Annotated in this window: 16 protein-coding genes and 1 tRNA gene; 7 read left to right on the forward strand and 10 right to left on the reverse strand. The window is 61.4% G+C overall.

Features of this window, described 5'->3' with window-relative positions; all coding sequences use genetic code 11:
- Positions 1 to 263: 263 nt before the first annotated feature.
- Positions 264 to 557 carry a flagellar basal body rod C-terminal domain-containing protein gene (locus JFN93_RS10005; protein WP_199383929.1) on the forward strand — a complete coding sequence of 98 codons (294 nt, stop codon included), beginning with the start codon at positions 264 to 266 and terminating at the stop codon, positions 555 to 557.
- A gap of 315 nt (positions 558 to 872) precedes the next feature.
- Here JFN93_RS10005 and JFN93_RS10010 read toward each other — a convergent pair whose 3' ends face one another.
- Genes JFN93_RS10010 through JFN93_RS10020 form a run of 3 tightly spaced genes read right to left on the reverse strand, consistent with a single transcriptional unit; the run spans position 873 to position 2895 of the window.
- Positions 873 to 1037 carry a hypothetical protein gene (locus JFN93_RS10010; protein WP_199383930.1) on the reverse strand — a complete coding sequence of 55 codons (165 nt, stop codon included), beginning with the start codon at positions 1035 to 1037 and terminating at the stop codon, positions 873 to 875.
- A complete protein-coding gene (gene secF / locus JFN93_RS10015) occupies positions 1034 to 1966 on the reverse strand; it encodes a protein translocase subunit SecF (protein ID WP_199383931.1) in 933 nt (310 codons plus the stop codon). The genes JFN93_RS10010 and secF overlap by 4 nt, the downstream gene beginning before the upstream one ends.
- A gap of 50 nt (positions 1967 to 2016) precedes the next feature.
- Positions 2017 to 2895, reverse strand: coding sequence for a rod shape-determining protein (locus JFN93_RS10020; protein ID WP_199383932.1), 879 nt, complete (start codon positions 2893 to 2895; stop codon positions 2017 to 2019).
- An 892-nt stretch (positions 2896 to 3787) separates the two neighbouring features.
- Between JFN93_RS10020 and JFN93_RS10025 the strand changes: the two genes are divergently transcribed.
- The 3 genes from JFN93_RS10025 to JFN93_RS10035 all read left to right on the forward strand — a co-directional run bounded on the left by JFN93_RS10025 (position 3788) and on the right by JFN93_RS10035 (position 5559).
- The gene (locus JFN93_RS10025) at positions 3788 to 4273 is read left to right on the forward strand and encodes a MarR family winged helix-turn-helix transcriptional regulator (protein WP_236021626.1); all 486 of its coding nucleotides are present in this window, start codon (positions 3788 to 3790) and stop codon (positions 4271 to 4273) included.
- A 101-nt stretch (positions 4274 to 4374) separates the two neighbouring features.
- The gene (locus JFN93_RS10030; protein WP_199383933.1) at positions 4375 to 4701 is read left to right on the forward strand and encodes a DUF1904 family protein; all 327 of its coding nucleotides are present in this window, start codon (positions 4375 to 4377) and stop codon (positions 4699 to 4701) included.
- Between the two features lie 222 nt (positions 4702 to 4923).
- Positions 4924 to 5559, forward strand: coding sequence for a carbonic anhydrase (locus JFN93_RS10035; RefSeq protein WP_199383934.1), 636 nt, complete (start codon positions 4924 to 4926; stop codon positions 5557 to 5559).
- A gap of 13 nt (positions 5560 to 5572) precedes the next feature.
- On the opposite strand, the gene JFN93_RS10040 is transcribed toward JFN93_RS10035, so the two are convergent.
- Entirely contained in the window at positions 5573 to 6037 is a 465-nt protein-coding gene (locus tag JFN93_RS10040) for a MarR family winged helix-turn-helix transcriptional regulator (RefSeq protein ID WP_199383935.1), read from the reverse strand.
- 200 nt (positions 6038 to 6237) lie between these two features.
- Between JFN93_RS10040 and JFN93_RS10045 the strand changes: the two genes are divergently transcribed.
- Positions 6238 to 6840 carry a nitroreductase family protein gene (locus tag JFN93_RS10045; RefSeq protein WP_199383936.1) on the forward strand — a complete coding sequence of 201 codons (603 nt, stop codon included), beginning with the start codon at positions 6238 to 6240 and terminating at the stop codon, positions 6838 to 6840.
- Positions 6841 to 6880: 40 nt separating this feature from the next.
- Positions 6881 to 7663, forward strand: coding sequence for a dioxygenase family protein (locus tag JFN93_RS10050; protein ID WP_199383937.1), 783 nt, complete (start codon positions 6881 to 6883; stop codon positions 7661 to 7663).
- A 217-nt stretch (positions 7664 to 7880) separates the two neighbouring features.
- Here the strand turns inward: JFN93_RS10050 and JFN93_RS10055 are convergent, their stop codons facing one another.
- The 4 genes from JFN93_RS10055 to JFN93_RS10070 all read right to left on the reverse strand — a co-directional run bounded on the left by JFN93_RS10055 (position 7881) and on the right by JFN93_RS10070 (position 12262).
- A complete protein-coding gene (locus JFN93_RS10055; RefSeq protein WP_199383938.1) occupies positions 7881 to 8405 on the reverse strand; it encodes an HPP family protein in 525 nt (174 codons plus the stop codon).
- 200 nt (positions 8406 to 8605) lie between these two features.
- Entirely contained in the window at positions 8606 to 10075 is a 1470-nt protein-coding gene (locus tag JFN93_RS10060) for an ammonia-forming cytochrome c nitrite reductase subunit c552 (protein ID WP_199383939.1), read from the reverse strand.
- Between the two features lie 167 nt (positions 10076 to 10242).
- Complete coding sequence (gene nrfH / locus JFN93_RS10065; protein ID WP_199383940.1) at positions 10243 to 10707, reverse strand: cytochrome c nitrite reductase small subunit; 465 nt, start codon at positions 10705 to 10707, stop codon at positions 10243 to 10245.
- Between the two features lie 163 nt (positions 10708 to 10870).
- A complete protein-coding gene (locus JFN93_RS10070) occupies positions 10871 to 12262 on the reverse strand; it encodes a sigma-54 interaction domain-containing protein (protein WP_199383941.1) in 1392 nt (463 codons plus the stop codon).
- Between the two features lie 658 nt (positions 12263 to 12920).
- Here JFN93_RS10070 and JFN93_RS10075 point away from each other — a divergent pair.
- Positions 12921 to 12996: transfer RNA gene (locus tag JFN93_RS10075), tRNA-Lys, on the forward strand.
- A 342-nt stretch (positions 12997 to 13338) separates the two neighbouring features.
- Here the strand turns inward: JFN93_RS10075 and cmoB are convergent.
- Positions 13339 to 14310, reverse strand: a complete 972-nt coding sequence (cmoB, locus tag JFN93_RS10080) for a tRNA 5-methoxyuridine(34)/uridine 5-oxyacetic acid(34) synthase CmoB (protein ID WP_199383942.1) — start codon at positions 14308 to 14310, stop codon at positions 13339 to 13341.
- Positions 14307 to 15041: a carboxy-S-adenosyl-L-methionine synthase CmoA gene (cmoA, locus tag JFN93_RS10085; RefSeq protein ID WP_199383943.1), complete on the reverse strand. Its 735-nt coding sequence runs from the start codon at positions 15039 to 15041 to the stop codon at positions 14307 to 14309. The genes cmoB and cmoA overlap by 4 nt, the downstream gene beginning before the upstream one ends.
- Positions 15042 to 15048: the final 7 nt, after the last annotated feature.

The raw sequence follows: 15048 nt of genomic DNA on the forward strand, positions 1-15048 counted from the left end.
AAAACGGTCTGCGGAGCAATGAACCGCCCTGGGAATGAGCCCTGAAGATATTGTTTCCTGGATGACGGCCGCGCCTCCTAGATGGAGCCTTCACGTGGCATTGGGCCGGAAGGAGGGTGTACAAATTTAGGTCAAACTACCTCGCTTTGCACAGATTTTCGCAGTTCATTAGATAGGCATATCTGTATTATCGGGTAGTTGCGATGGCACGGATTTCGCTGTGACTAGTTGGCATCCTCACCGCTGCTCAAGGAGGCGTCAACATGGCAAACATTTCTTCGATCGCAGTATCCGCCTTGGTGGCATCCGGCATCCAGCAGGGCGTCATCGCCAACAACGTCGCCAACCTAGGCACTTCCAACTTCCGGGCCTCGAAGGCGGTCCTGCAGACCTCGAAGGCCGGCGTCCGCGCTACGGTCGCCCAAGGAACCGAGTCCGTGGACGTCTCCCGGGAAGCCGTCGGCATGGTGAACAACCGCCGGTATTTCAGCGCCAACGTGAAGGTGGTAAAGACGACCGACGACATGATCAAGGCCCTTCTCGACGTCATGGCTTGACCGGGCTACCTTGCCCATCGGCTCAGGTCCCCGCCAGGCCTGCTCAGCTCACCGCGTACCGGCGCTGCTGCTGGTGATCGCGCCGCCCCGCCCCGCATCGGTATCCTTCCGAAACGAGGTTCCTTTGTCTTTATGGAACCTTCCTCAGGCCCACGACCGATTCCCTCCTCACTTCCGGATGCGTTGCCGTCCGGATTCCGCAGCACGCATCCTTCCTGCCCTACCAGCCTTCTCGAAACTCCGCACGCCCCAGTCGCACCGTATTTTCCCGCGCCGACCCGATCAAGGGGGCGTGGTGCCACGCCCCCTTCAGCCCTACGGGTGTTTCGGGGACGGGGCGAGGTTGAATTCCTTGCGGCAGTACTTACAGACGAAACGGTTCTCGCCGACCCGCTTGTGGTGATCGAGCGATCCGCAGTGGCTGCAGGTGATCCGCTGGTGCAGGGCGGCGTAAACGATGGCGCCGACGGTCGGGTTCATGATGCCTCCTCGCGGGCACTGTTCAGGGCCCTCCGGCTTTTGCGCGTCTCCAGTTCCAAAACGACCGGGCTGGCGATGAATATCGAAGAGTAGGTGGCGACGATGATCCCTACCACCAGGGCCAGGGCGAAGTCGTGAATTACCTCCCCACCGAGGAGCAGCAGCGACGTCGCCGCCAGGAAGGTGGTCAACGAGGTGACCACGCTCCGGGAAAGCACTTCGTTGATGCTTTCATTGAACACCTTTTCCGCCGGCTGGTGCAAGGTCCGGTGCAGGTTCTCCCGGATCCGGTCGAAGACCACCACCGTGTCGGTCAGCGAATATCCGGCGATGGTCAGTACCGCGGTGATGAACAGGAGGTTGATCTCCTTGTTCAGCACAAAAAAGACCGCAAACATGGCCAGCATGTCGTGCAGCGTGGCGACAATCGCGCCGACTCCGAACCGGAAATCAAAGCGCCAGGCGATATAGCCGACGATGCCGAACATCGAGATTCCTACTGCCACCAGGGTGTCCTTCTTCAGCTTGTCTCCGATGGAGGGACCGATTTCGGAACAGTTCTCGATGACAAAGCTGTGCTGGGGAAATTCCTTTTGGAATACCTGGTTGATCAGTTCCGCGACGTTTTTCGAACCCACGGTCGTTTTGCCCAACTTGAGCAGCAAGCGGTTGCTGCCGCTTACTTGCTGCAGGTTTACTTCCCTCAGGTTGTGGCGGGCCAGAACCGACCGCGCCTGGTCGATGGGGACCGGCCGGCTGAAGTTGAGTTGGATCGCCGTCCCGCCTGAGAAGTCGATTCCCATGTTGGCGGCATTTCGCCCTATTTGAACGATGCCGATGAGGCCGACGAGGGCGATGATCGCGGAAATGATGAAGGAAAACTTTCGCTTGCCGACAAAGTCTATGTTCGTTTTCTGGATGAGTTCCATTTTTGTATCTCCATTGAGGTTTTCCGTCGGCCGACAGGGCCGCGGTAGATCTATTGATTCTCCTGCCGCGACAGCAGGTTCAGGGAAAGAATCACCGGCAGGATGGAGCGGATCCCTTCGGCCACGGAAAGCAACGGGTTGCCGGGTACCCTTACCCCGATCCGTAGCCGCCTTGCGAGATATTCCCGCACGCCAGGTATAAGTGCGCCTCCACCGGTCAGACAGATCCCGCCGTCGATGATGTCGCATGCCGCCCCGTGCGGCAGCTCCCGGAAAAACGCCGCCAGCTTTTCGGCTATTCCCTCCAGTGCCGCCTCGATCGATTTCGCGGCCACGAGCCCCCAGGCTCCGGCATCCGGACCGTTGATCCCGTATTTCCGCATCAGCAGCTCCGCGTCGCTGTGGTCACACCTCTCCCAGGAAACAGCCTCCTGCACGATCGCGTTGCGAAAATGGGCGCAGCCTCGTCGAAGGGCGCAGGTTTCCCGGATCTTGCCCGATTGGATCACGGCACAGTCCGTGACCCCTTCGCCCAGGTCGATCACCATCTGTGCATACGGGGAAGCGACATCCACCCCGGCCCCTATTGCGGCGGCGAGCGGTTCGGGAATCATCGATACCGATGCGGCTCCTCCCCGCAGGATCGAGTCGGTAAGCAACTGCCGCTCTTCGGGGCGTGCATCGGTCGGCGCACAGGCAAGAACCGTAGGCTTCACCACGCCGAAGATTCGGGATTGGTGCAGCATTGGGGTCAACAATCGTGAGACGGTGGCGCCATCGATCACGACACCCCCGGCAAGCCCGGGACATGCTCCCAGTCGGGAGGGGATTTCGATGAGAGAACCGGTGCCGGTGACGATACGGGTCGTCGCGGTACCTACATCGAGCGCCACGCTGTGCCTCCAGGGGAGGTCGCGGAATGTCGACATGGCAGAGGTCCTCCTGACGGACGAAAATGATGTGCCAACCGGTCGATAGGACCGGTTTTTTACCGAATTATCGCCAAAACGAAGGCAATGCTGGCTCTGGGCAAAAGTCCGATAAAGTCCCCCTTTGCGAAGGGGGATTTGGGGGGATTTGCCTCTAAGGTTCAGCCCTTAGCGGCCGGAGAGCTGCTGCGGCACCGGGCCGAGATGCGAACCGCGGATGCAGAGGTGCCTGTCGCTGCTGGTACGGAGCGGGCAGCAGGCGCGTCTACGGGTATAGAGCTGGGAAGGGTTAGGCGGGTGGGGCTCGTGCAGGGAGAGTGGTGACCGAACGCGAAGCGGGCCGATCGGAATCTTCCGTGAAGACGGTGCGTTGGCAGGATCGGTTGGTGACGAGATCAGGCCGTGGAACCAGAGCGTCAACCGGGGCGGATTTGAAGCCCCGGGGCGTTTGACATTTGGCAGTACCTTGAGGGACCGCGGGCGATTGGAACTTGATGCGGTGGGTTTTGGAGAGAGAGCCTTGCTGCGGTGAACAAAAAGACTGGACCGCGATCCCTTGAGAAAGGAAGAAGACCGTCAACGCCAGGAGCAGCGGCAGAAAAACCGGTCTTGTTATCTTGTGGATCCGGGTGAGTTGCGTAGAGAGCATACCTATACGAATCTCTGGTGCGTTGCAAGAAAAGTTTTCTCCCTCTAAAGCCGGGGACTGGTAGCAGCCGGTACCGATTTATGACAGCAGGCGACGGGAGTGGTGCGACTTTGACCGGGCACGCGAACTCTCAGCCCCCACTATTGGCTCCCTTTTCTCGAGTGGGGACGGAAATCCTGAGTGCGGTCCCGGAGCTATGACTTCGCCAATGACACAAGGTCCATTATTGTGTCAGATATTGCATTGCCATGCTATCTAAACAACATGACCGTTACCGTGTCCGACATCGACCGCCACAACCTGCTTTTCCGGCTGGGGCACCTGACCCGGCGCTGGCGGCGGGTGCTGGATCGGCAGATCAACGCAGCGGGTCTTACCGATGCCACCTGGCGTCCCCTGCTGCACCTTCATCTGCTGGGCAACGGCGTGCGGCAGAAGGACCTGGCCGCCTCCATGGGGCTGCGCGGCTCGTCGCTGGTCCGTCTTTTGGACAACCTGATGGAGAAGGGGCTGGTCCAGCGCACCCAGAGCCCCGCGGATCGGCGGGCCAAACTGGTCCGCCTGACCCCGCACGGTGAGGTGGCCGTCTACCACATCTACCATCAGGTCCAGCAGTTGGAGGCGGACCTGCTGAGTCCTTTCGACGAGGCAGAGACCTCGTTTCTCGCGGAATTGGTCCAGCGCCTGGAAAGGTCCGTGAACGACGTGCGCCAAAGGGATGATCAATGAGGGACGCCCGTCTCCGGCGGCTTTGCGCCTGCATCGTCGCGCGGCGGTACCGGGCAAAGAAACGCATGGTTTGACGGTCGGAGCTTTGGAAGGGGGATGCTATGGCTTTTCTCAGGTTCACGGGATTTCAAAGGGAGTTTCTGGAAGAACAGTCGGAGCTTTTTGCCGAGGAGTTTTCGCGGGTGGCGCACCTGCCGCGCGAGAGGGTGAGTGTCGAACTGCTCGGCCTCAAGCCGATCACCGACACGCCGCGCTCGCTGGAGATACTCATGTTCCCCCGGGAAAAGAAGGTTTACGACGAGATCGCCGAAATGCTCAATGCGCTGCTTTGTCATTTCGGTTTCCCCGATGTCCATCTCTTTTTCGTCTTGCTCCAGCCTTCCCTGTACTATCAGGAGGGAAGGCCCTTTGCTGCGGCAGAGGCATAAAAAAGGCCATGAAAGGATGAGGTGACCGCCATGGAAAATTCGAGGATCGCGTTTTACTCACTGATTGCCCTGGTTGCGGTTATGTTTTTCTACTTTATTCTGGTTGCCGAGCCGGGGCCTGACAGCCCGCTGAATCTCATTCATTTGCTCGTTCGGCACTAAGGGGCGCTGAGACATCTTGGCCGCTTCCTTCCGGTGCCGTATCCCAGGAGGGCCAACCGCATGGCACAGGAAATCGCCCGCTTCATCGCCGGGTTCAAGAAATTCCAGCAGCAGTATTTCGATTCCGAGGAGAGGTGCTTCGAGCTGTTGCGCCGGGAGCAGAATCCGAAGGTGCTCCTCATCGGCTGCAGCGACTCCCGCGTCGACCCCGCCATCCTCACCGGATGCGCCCCGGGGGAGCTCTTCGTGGTACGCAACGTCGCGAACCTGGTTCCTCCCTGCGAGGACGACAGCCACTTCCACGGCGTCAGCGCCGCGCTGGAATATGCCGTCTGCCACCTGGAGGTGGAGCACATCATCATCCTGGGGCACTCGGGTTGCGGCGGAATCAACGCGCTCATGCACGGCATCCCGAAGGGGCGGCCGGGGAACTTCATCGGCAAATGGGTGCAGATCGCGCACAAGGGAAGACAGCGCGTGCTGGAGGAGTTGGCGGAAAAGGAACCGGAAAAGCAGAATCGGGCCTGCGAGCAGGCGGCGATCCTGATCTCGCTGGAGAACCTGCTCACCTTCCCCTGGATCACCGGGCGGGTAAGGGACGGGAAGCTGCTGTTGCACGGCTGGTATTTCGACATCCAGGACGGCCAGCTCTACAGCTACGCGCCGGAGCGGGCCGCGTTCGAACCGCTGGGGTAAACGGGGAGGGGGATCAGCCGCGGCTGCGACCTCGGATCTGGTGCACGCTGGCGTCGAGACGCGCGACGAACCTGGTGAGCTGCTCCAATTCGGCGGCGTCAAAGGAGGCAAAAAGGGTCTCTTCCAACTCCTCCACGACGGCGCGGATCTGGTGTACCACCGCGCGGCCCCGGTCGGTCAGGCTCAACTGCTTGGCCCGCCGGTCGCGCTCATCCTCGATCCGGGCCACCAGGCCTTTCGCCACCAGCGTGCCGAGCAGCCGGACCAGGGAAGGGCCTTCCAGTCCCAGCGAGGCCGCCAGGTCCTTTTGGCGCACCCCATCCCCCAACAGGTCCAGATGCAGCAGCGGACGCCAGGTGGCGTCGGTCAGGCCGGAGGTTTGGAATTCCGCATCCAGCACCTGGCGCCAGCGCCGGCTGAGGCCGACCATGCTGAAGAGAAGGTCGGTTTTGTCGATCCTTTGGGCGGGAGTTGTCATACGCCTTTCATAGCATGCTAACTACCCGAGATGCAACTGGTTTCCCGGCGTGATCCTTTTGCCGCCTGCGGCCGCCGTGAAGGCGCAGGGGGAGGCGGAAAAAAAGTCTTTACATGTTTGCTGAAGAAGTATAGTTTGACGTTAAACTATATCATATTGAACGGGGCTGGAAAGACAGCGCCGGTTAGAGGAGAAGAGCCATGAAAACCGCCTATTGGGACGCGATAAGAAACAGAAGGACTTACTACGGACTGAGCAAGGAAGCGGTCACGACGGTGCAGCGGATCGAGGAGATCGTGAGCGAGGCGGTGAAGCACGTTCCGTCGTCGTTCAACTCGCAAAGCGCCCGGGTGGCGATCCTGCTTGGGGAGCAGCACGAAAGGCTGTGGGAGATCACCAAGGGCGAGCTGCAAAAGATCGTGCCGCCGGAAAGTTTTCCGACCACCGTGGACAAGATTGACGGTGCCTTCCGCAGCGGCTACGGCACCATCCTTTATTTCGAGGACACCAGCACCGTGGAAGGGCTGCAGCAGCGCTTTCCCGCGTACCGGGAAAACTTCCCGGTCTGGTCCCAGCAGTCTTCCGGGATGCTCCAGTTCGCCATCTGGTCGGCACTGGAAGCGGAGGGGTGGGGGGCTTCGCTGCAGCACTACAACCCGGTGATCGACGCTGCGGTGCAGGCGGCCTGGAAGATCCCGGCCTCCTGGAAGCTCATCGCGCAGATGCCGTTCGGCAAGCCTGCCGCCGAACCGGCACCCAAGGAGTACCAGCCGCTGGATGAACGGGTGAAGATCTACCGGTAGCCGGCTCGCGCCGGCGCCGTGGCCAGGAAAGGAAAAGGCGATGACAGCAAAACTTCCGGCGCTCTTCGTGTCGCACGGGGCGCCTTCTTTGATTATGGATCCCTGTCCGACGCGCGACTTTTTGCGTGGGCTGGGGAAGGATATCGGCCGGCCCAAGGCGATCCTCTCGGTTTCCGCCCACTGGACCACGCAGCATCCGCGGGTGACGGGACACCCGCAGCCACCGACCATCCATGACTTCGGCGGCTTTTCCGACGAACTCTACCGGCTGGAATATCCCGCTCCGGGCGATCCGGTCCTGGCCAAGCGGGTCCTGGACCTGCTGCGCCGCGGGGGAATCGAGGGGGAGCGGGACCTGTCCCGGGGGTACGACCACGGGGCGTGGGTTCCGCTCCTGCTGATGTACCCGGAGGCGGACATTCCGGTGGTCCAGCTCTCGGTGCAGCCGCAGCTGGGGCCGAGCCATCACTTGGAGATGGGGCAGGCGCTCCACCAGCTTCGCGAAGAGGGGGTGCTGGTGGTGGCTAGCGGGGCGACCACCCACAACCTGGGCGATTTCTTCGGGCGCGGGGTCGATACTCCGCCGCTTTCCTATGCGCGCGAGTTTGCCGATTGGGTGAAGGAGGCGGTCGCTTCCGGTCGCACCGAGGAACTTCTCGACTATGCGCAGCGGGCTCCCCAGGCACTGCGCAACCATCCCAGTCCGGAGCACTTTCTGCCGATCTTCGTCGCCTTGGGGAGCGGAGGGGGCGGTGCCGGACGCATCCTCCACGACGGGTACACCTACGGTGCGTTTTCCATGGCGGCGTTTGCCTGGGATTGAAGGGGGAGCGAGGCGGCTGGAAAGGTCGGGTTCTGTTTTACGGCTGCGGGAGCGCCCGTCCTGGCGCGAAGACCATATGTAATCGCGCCCGGAAGGGCGCTCCCACCGGGAAAGTCGCGGCCCTTGCCCAGAGCGCCTGAGCCAGAAGTGGTGCTCCCACAGGGTAGGCGGCCGCTGCCAATGAAAAACCCGCTGACGGTGTCGTCAGCGGGTTTTCTCATATCCAATGCTTGGGGTACTGGCGGTGGTGCACCACGTTGTTGGTAAAAAGCGCAACGAGGAGCAGCAGGAGTGATCCGGAGAGGACCGGCATCAGTAGGAAGGCCGGTGTCGCGTGGCTTTGAACGCCGATCAGGGCCGTCGCCCCGCCGGGAGGGTGGACGGTCCGGGTGAGATACATGAGGCCGATCGACACCCCGACGGCCAGCGAGACGGCGACGGCGTCGGTTCCTCCCGCCAGGACGGTCACCACCGCAACCAGCGCGGAGACGAGGTGGCCTCCGATCAGGTTGCGGGGCTGGGCCAGCGGGGATTCCGCCGCCCCGAAAAGAAGGACCGCCGAAGCGCCGAAGGAGCCGATCAGGAGGGGACAGCCGGCCAGCTGGGTTACCGCGAAGATGGCGAGGATGGAAGCCGTGCCGCTGAGTACTCCCCAGACGGCGTATTTTTTCGAGAGCGGGGCACGTTCCCCCCGCAGCTTTCCTTTCATCTTTACCGGGACCCGGACCAGGCGTTGCCGCATCGGTCGTCCCCCCTTTCTCCCGGTTCAGCCGGGAAATTCAATGTCCTGCAGGCATAGGAGCGGCCTTGCTGCCGTGGGTAAAAAACGTAGGGCGGGCCCCTGCCGTGGCCACGGGGAAGGATGTGGGCAGAGGGCTGCCCACCCTACGAGCTTAGAAGCAAATCCCCCCCTTTTTTTTTCAAAGGGGTGAGTTGTCGGTTCTACTTCCCGGCCAGCGGATCCTTGATCTCGTCGGACGCCTTGAACATGAGCTTCTTGGCACCGCGGTTGTTCAGGTACTTGGGGAGCTCCAGGTCGATCTGGACCGGGACGTTGACCCCGGCTTTGGTCAGGGCCTGGCGCAAAAGCCCCTCGGCCTTGCCGGCATGCATGGACGCGTCGTTGAGGATACGCAGAGATTCGCTCGGGTTATGGAACCCGCTGGAGTTCTCGGCGCCGATGAAGACGACGCGGTAGAAGGCTTCCTCGTAATCACTCCTCGCCTGGTTGTAAAGCACCTGGTCCACTTTCTTGCCGCTGGCGTTCGCCTTGTTGGCCATCTCGAAGAGTTTCGCGACGGTCGCGGTGGCATAGCCGGAGCGGATGTAGGCGGACATGGTCCGGTCCTGGATCGCGAAGACCTGCTGGCGCAGCCATTCCGGAGACTCGGCGTGGCACTGCTGGCATGCCTTCATCTCGTTTTTGAGCGGGCTCGTCACGCGGTGGTCGGATACCTTCTTGGTGCCGACCTTGGTGTAAGGCATGTGGCAGTCGGAGCAGGCGACGCCGGCCTGCCAGTGGACGCTGTTATTGGAGAAAAGCTCGAACTCCGGATGCCGGATGAAGGCGAGCTTGAAGCCGGTCACGCTCTGGGTCCACTCCCCGCTGGGCGCGTTGCTGCGCAGCTTGGCGATGATGTTCTCGATGGTGATCTTGCCCCACTTGCCGCCGTCCCAGGGGAACATGACGTCCGTGGAGTGCATCTGCCCGTCCTTCAGGATGCTGTAGGTCACGTGGCACTGCGCGCAGACGAGGGTTCGCATGTCCTGCTGGGTCAGTTTGGAGCTATCGACCCCGATCTTCTCGAGTGCTTTGCCGAGGGTGAAGTCGCGGGAGACCCGGAGCGACATGTCGCGGTTGTTGTGGCAGTCGACGCAGGAGACCCCGAGCTGCTGGTGCTCCTGGGGGATCTGGTTCAGCACTTCCGGGTACGGCTTACCGAAATAGGCGACCCCGGCCTTGGAGAGTTTCGGCGCATACGGGGTCTTGCAGGTCAGGCAGGAGCCGCCCGCCTTGTAACGGCCGGGATCGACCGCCTGCTGGTCCTTGAGCATGAACAGGTGCCCGCGCGGCTCACTGTATTCGCTCCCCATGGCCCAGCCGTTGTAGAGAAGCGCCAGGAACGGATACTCGTCCAGCTTGTCGGGGCGCTCCTGGCCCACGTCGTAGCCGCGCTTGTATTTGCTCTTGCCGGCCGGGGTCGGCTCGCCGGTCTTCTTCCAGAGCTCGTACTCGGCGGGGTATGCCTTGCCCCACTGAGCCGGGTCCACCACCCCGTCCTCGATCTGCACGGTCTTCACCCGCTCCGCCTTCTCCGGCGCGCAGCCGGCAAACATCGCCATGCCAGCCCCCAGCGTCACGGCAGCAACGAGCACCACCGCCGCCCCCTTCTTCATCACGTTCTTCTGCATGTTTTCTCTCCCTGGTTTTTCGGATCTTCTCGGTATGAATCGCACCCTGACCATCGATCAGGTTTTTGCTCATCGCTCATCGCTCATCGCTCACTGCTCACTGCTCACTGCTCACTGCTCACTGCTCACTGCTCATTGTTCATTGTTCATTGTTCATTGTTCATTGACTACCTCGTTGCCATGGTCCCGGTCAGCCGGTGGCGCAGCTGCCGATGGCAGCCCCAGCAGCGCCTGGTGGTGTCGATGCCGGCGAGGGTCGATTGGTGACAGCGGACGCAGTTCGCCTGGACCACCTCGGCCCCGTGTGCGCTCAATTCGATCCGCTCCGGAACATGCCCGGTGTGGAAGCAGATCACGTCCTTCATGCCGTCGATCCCTTTCCAGACGTAGTGCACCACCGGATTACCCTCGGGGAGATGGCAATCGACGCAGCGCAGCCGCCGGTGCGCTCCCGCGTGGCTCCAGGCGGTGTGTTCCTCTTCCATGACGTGGCAGCCGGCACAGAACGCGGGGGATTCGGACTTGGCGAGCAACTGCGGCGGACCCAGGGCAAGGAACAGGGCGGCGGACAGCGCCAGCACTGCCGCGACCAGGAACACCTTGAGCGGCTTCTGGGGTTTCTTGAGGTTCATGAGGACTCCTGCTGAGGTGGCGTTGCAACGTTGGGGTGAATTACCGACGTTGTAACCTTATGAGCAGTATGCGTGCCACCATCGGCAGGAGCGGAAGTGGTTGATTTTGCAGTGGGTGTCGGGCGAGCGTTTCGGCGGATGGGAACCTGCGGGAACGCCGGCGTTACCGATCGGTAACCCGTGTTTCCCGTTGCTTCAGTTTTTTCCAGAGTGTTTTCCGGGAGACACCCAGCAGGCGGGCCGCCTCGCCCTTGTTGTTGCCCGCGCGTTCCAGCGCCTGGTCGATCAGGACGTCTTCGAAGCCGTTCAGGTTGGCCGCCAGCGCCGCACCTTCGGGCATGCGGGACGGGTGGGGGAGGCGGGTCGCCGCCGGGGCCGACTGGGTGGTGAAGTTGGGGGGGAGATCCTCTCCGGTGATCCGATCACCGGCGCTCAGCGCCACGGCCCGCTCCACGGCGTTTTTCAGCTCCCGCACGTTGCCGGGATAGTTGTAGGCAAGCAGCAGCCGCGCCGCCTCGGGCGCGAGTTCCAGGGCCGGTTTGCCCATCTGCTCCGAGAAGATGGCGAGAAAACGCCGGGTGAGCGGGATGATGTCTTCGCGCCGCTCCCGAAGCGGCGGCAGGTGGACCGGGATTACGTTGAGGCGGTAGTAGAGATCCTCCCGGAAGCGTCCCTTGGCGACCTCCAGGGAGAGGTCACGGTTGGTTGCCGCGATGATCCGGACGTCCACGCTGATCTCCCGGTTGCCGCCGATCCGCTCCACGGTCCTTTCCTGGAGCACCCGAAGCAGTTTCGCCTGCGCCGGCAGCGGGATCTCCCCGATCTCGTCGAGGAAGATGGTGCCGCCGTTGGCCTGCTCGAATTTTCCCTTGCGTTCCCGCAGCGCGCCGGTGAAGGCACCCTTTTCGTAGCCGAAGAGCTCGGACTCGAGGAGGTTTTCCGGGAGCGCGGCGCAGTTCACCTTGACCATCGGGTGGCGCGCGCGGCGGCTCTCCCGGTGGATGGCGCGGGCGACCAGTTCCTTCCCGGTGCCCGACTCGCCGCCGATCAGGATGGTGGAATCGAGCGGCGCCGTGGTGCGGATCACCTGGAATACCGGTTGCATCGCGGCGCTGCGGGCGACCATCTCGCCACGGGCGTTTTCGGCGCTGATCTGCTCGCGCAGGGCGGAGTTTTCCTCCTTGAGCTGCTCTTTTTCGGTGATGTCGCGGCTGATCATGAGGGTGCCGACGAAGGCGCCGGCGTCGGCCCGGATCGGGTAATAGATGTTTTCGTAGACCTTTCCCTTGGTATGCAGGGGACGGGTGTGCGAGGGGAGGGCGCCGCTGCGGAGTGCGGCCAGGATCTCACCGATCCGTTCCCGGGCCATCGGCGAGTGCATTTCCAGAATATCCCGGCCGAGGAAGTTCCCCGCCTTGATCCCCCGGATCTGTTCCGCTGCCTGGTTGACCAGGACAATGCGGTTGTCCTGGTCGGCGAAGATAATCCCTTCCCCCATGCTGGCGAGGATTTCGCCATACACCGTCGATTCCGGTTCGATGCCCAGTTGTTTCATCGTTTCCCTCCTGAGGTTACCGCTAGGTAACTTTAGGGATAACGCAGGGAGTCGCCGGAGTCTTTGACTTACATCAAGTTATCTGCGCGGAAACATCAGGCAGGGGAGCGAAGCGCTGCCGGGGTGCGTATAAGGGGCTGTGCTGCAGCAAAGAAAGAGGGTGGTCGCCGGATTATCGAGGTGTAACAAAATGGACATGTCCAAAATGTGACAATCTACGTTAAATCAATGGGTTAATGCCGTATCTGTAAAATAATGGACACTCCCGTCTTTTGCTCACGGCGATGAATCGGCTGGTAAGTGGTGAGATTTGTTGGATTTGACAGGGGGGGCGTGATGGCACGAATATTGATTGCATTTAATTTTTTTCTGACAGTTCCGCGCTGGTGCTCATTACGCACTGCATTTTTGTTTTTTGCTGGCTTTGCTATGAAAGAGGGGGGGCTGGAGTGGAGATCCTGATCGATGTTCTTCTGGTTCTTTTTGTGGGGTTGACCGGGACGGTATTGTTCTTCTATATCGGCGACTCTTTAATGAAAATATTGAAGTACTCCTGTCCGCACAAGCCAAAGGGGTACTATTTGTGCCTTGATTGCGAGAACTGCGAGTTCAAGTTAAGGGCTGAGTTCCAGAGTCAAAGCAAGTCACAGTGATAAAGGGGCGCGTAGCTCAGTTGGTAGAGCAGCCGACTCTTAATCGGCCGGTCGCAGGTTCGAAGCCTGTCGCGCCCACCAAATTCCCTTCTCCTTCTCCCCGGTAAAGCGGCGTCCTGCCGCGAGCATCGATTCCCTAGGGCGGGCATTCCGTGCCCACCCGGCACGATGCCGAGTTTTTTCCCGCCTCAACCCCACGAACCATTTCCGCCTGGTCTATCTTCTGGCCCGGAACGGGCAGAACGCCACTGCGGCGATGAGTAACCAGCTTAAACCGACGGCGATGACGACGACTGACATGGATTTCCCCTCCTCATGCTGGGGAAGTCCGGCAACACTACCGAACGTTCCCGCAAGTGGAGCTGATCCTAGCACCATTGCTGCGGGGGGCTTTGACCCACGTCAAAAAAGCAAAGAGAGCGACTACGGCTTCGTCGCCGTGAAAATCGCCCGTAGCGGCGCCGGGTGGCCTTCGATCGTCTGCTCCGGATCATCCGGATCCAGGAAATCGGCCAGCGACTCGAAGTGCATCCACTGTGTCGAGCGCTGTTCCTCGCGGCTGGTGCGGTTGATGTCGACGCAGGCAATGTCGGTGAACCCGCAGCGCTTGAGCCACAAGGTCAGCGCCGCAACCGACGGCAGGAACCAGACGTTGCGCATCTTGGCGTAGCGTCCGGGCGGCATGAAGACCTTCTCCTGATCCCCTTCGACAATCAGGGTCTCCAGAATCAATTGGCCGCCCCGGCGCAGGCACCCCTTGAGTTCGAAAAGATGGTCCAGGGGGGAACGACGGTGGTAGAGCACCCCCATGGAGAAGACGCTGTCGAAACAGGCGAGATCGGCGGGAACATCCTCGATGCCGATGGGGATGACATGGTGCTTGGGGTCACGAAGGTAGCGTTGCATTACCTGGAACTGTTGCACCGAAAGGAGGAAGGGCTCGATGCCGAGGACGAAGTCGGCGCCGGCGCCGCGCATGCGCCAGCCGTGGTAGCCGTTGCCGCAGCCGACATCGAGGACCCTGCGCCCGTCCAGCGGCTGGATGTGCGGCAGGACGCGCTCCCATTTCCAGTCGGACCGCCACTCGGTGTCGATGTCGATGCCGAAAAAATGGTAGGGGCCTTTGCGCCAGGGGTGAAAGGCCTGGAGTTGGGCGATCAGCTGTTCCCGGTCGAGTTCGCCCAGATCGGAGCCTGAGCCGATGGTGACATCGTCCTGCAGCGAAACCACGGACGGGCGTAGCTCCGGCAGCGCCTGAAGGGCCTCCAGCCAGCCTTCCATCTTGCCATGACCGTCCAGGGCCAGTCGCTCCGACAGCGTTGCCTGCAACTGCTCTCCCCAGCGCTCCTGGCCCATGGCGGCGAGTTGTGCATAGAGGGAATCGTAGAAGTTCATTTGATCGCGACCAGGGAGGCAAAGTTGAAGCACTGGAACCAAAGCTCGGAGAAAGAGAATCCAGCCGCCTGCAGCCGTTCTTGATGGCAGGAGAGGGTCTCGGGGATCATCACATTTTCCAGCGCGGACCGCTTCTGGCTGATCTCGAGATCGCTGTAGCCGTTGGCCCGTTTGAAGTCGTGATGCACCTCTACATGAAAGTGTTGCCGCTCCGGCTCACTGAAAGCGATCTTCTCGGAGAGGATCAGGATGCCGCCCGGACGGAGCCCCGCGTAGATCCGCTGGATCAGCGCCAGGCGCTGTGCCGGGGGGACGAACTGCAGGGTGAAGTTCAGCACCACCACCGAGGCGTTCTCGATAGCGACCTCCTGGAGATCGGCACAGACCATCGTCACCGGAACGCTCGGTTCCGTATCGCGAGCCAGGAGCTCGCGGCCGCGCTCGATCATCGCCGGGGAGTTGTCAACCGCGATGATGTCGCAGTCCGGCTGAGTGATCCGCTGGCGCATGGCAAGGGTGGCCGCCCCGAGCGAACAGCCGAGATCATAGCAGTGGCTCCCGGCCTGGGCGTATTTTGCGGCGAGGATGCCGATGTTGGAGATGATCAAGCCATACCCGGGGACCGAGCGTTGGATCATGTCAGGAAAGACTGCCACGACCCGTTCGTCGAACTTGAAGTCGATCATTTCCTTAAGCGGTGCAGCATAGATGGCATCGGTTTTTCTGGTCACAGTCCGG

This window comes from Geomesophilobacter sediminis (assembly GCF_016458275.1).
Classification (GTDB): domain Bacteria; phylum Desulfobacterota; class Desulfuromonadia; order Geobacterales; family Geobacteraceae; genus Geomesophilobacter; species Geomesophilobacter sediminis.

Excerpts from the sequence above, each read along its gene's own strand:
- cmoB (WP_199383942.1), bottom strand. The coding sequence starts at position 14,310 with ATGAACTTCTACGATTCCCTCTATGCACAACTCGCCGCCATGGGCCAG.
- JFN93_RS10010 (WP_199383930.1), bottom strand. The coding sequence starts at position 1,037 with ATGAACCCGACCGTCGGCGCCATCGTTTACGCCGCCCTGCACCAGCGG.
- JFN93_RS10005 (WP_199383929.1), top strand. The coding sequence starts at position 264 with ATGGCAAACATTTCTTCGATCGCAGTATCCGCCTTGGTGGCATCCGGC.
- JFN93_RS10070 (WP_199383941.1), bottom strand. The coding sequence starts at position 12,262 with ATGAAACAACTGGGCATCGAACCGGAATCGACGGTGTATGGCGAAATC.
- secF (WP_199383931.1), bottom strand. The coding sequence starts at position 1,966 with ATGGAACTCATCCAGAAAACGAACATAGACTTTGTCGGCAAGCGAAAG.
- JFN93_RS10045 (WP_199383936.1), top strand. The coding sequence starts at position 6,238 with ATGAAAACCGCCTATTGGGACGCGATAAGAAACAGAAGGACTTACTAC.
- JFN93_RS10020 (WP_199383932.1), bottom strand. The coding sequence starts at position 2,895 with ATGTCGACATTCCGCGACCTCCCCTGGAGGCACAGCGTGGCGCTCGAT.
- nrfH (WP_199383940.1), bottom strand. The coding sequence starts at position 10,707 with ATGAACCTCAAGAAACCCCAGAAGCCGCTCAAGGTGTTCCTGGTCGCG.
- JFN93_RS10030 (WP_199383933.1), top strand. The coding sequence starts at position 4,375 with ATGGCTTTTCTCAGGTTCACGGGATTTCAAAGGGAGTTTCTGGAAGAA.
- JFN93_RS10040 (WP_199383935.1), bottom strand. The coding sequence starts at position 6,037 with ATGACAACTCCCGCCCAAAGGATCGACAAAACCGACCTTCTCTTCAGC.
- JFN93_RS10050 (WP_199383937.1), top strand. The coding sequence starts at position 6,881 with ATGACAGCAAAACTTCCGGCGCTCTTCGTGTCGCACGGGGCGCCTTCT.
- JFN93_RS10035 (WP_199383934.1), top strand. The coding sequence starts at position 4,924 with ATGGCACAGGAAATCGCCCGCTTCATCGCCGGGTTCAAGAAATTCCAG.
- JFN93_RS10060 (WP_199383939.1), bottom strand. The coding sequence starts at position 10,075 with ATGCAGAAGAACGTGATGAAGAAGGGGGCGGCGGTGGTGCTCGTTGCT.
- JFN93_RS10055 (WP_199383938.1), bottom strand. The coding sequence starts at position 8,405 with ATGCGGCAACGCCTGGTCCGGGTCCCGGTAAAGATGAAAGGAAAGCTG.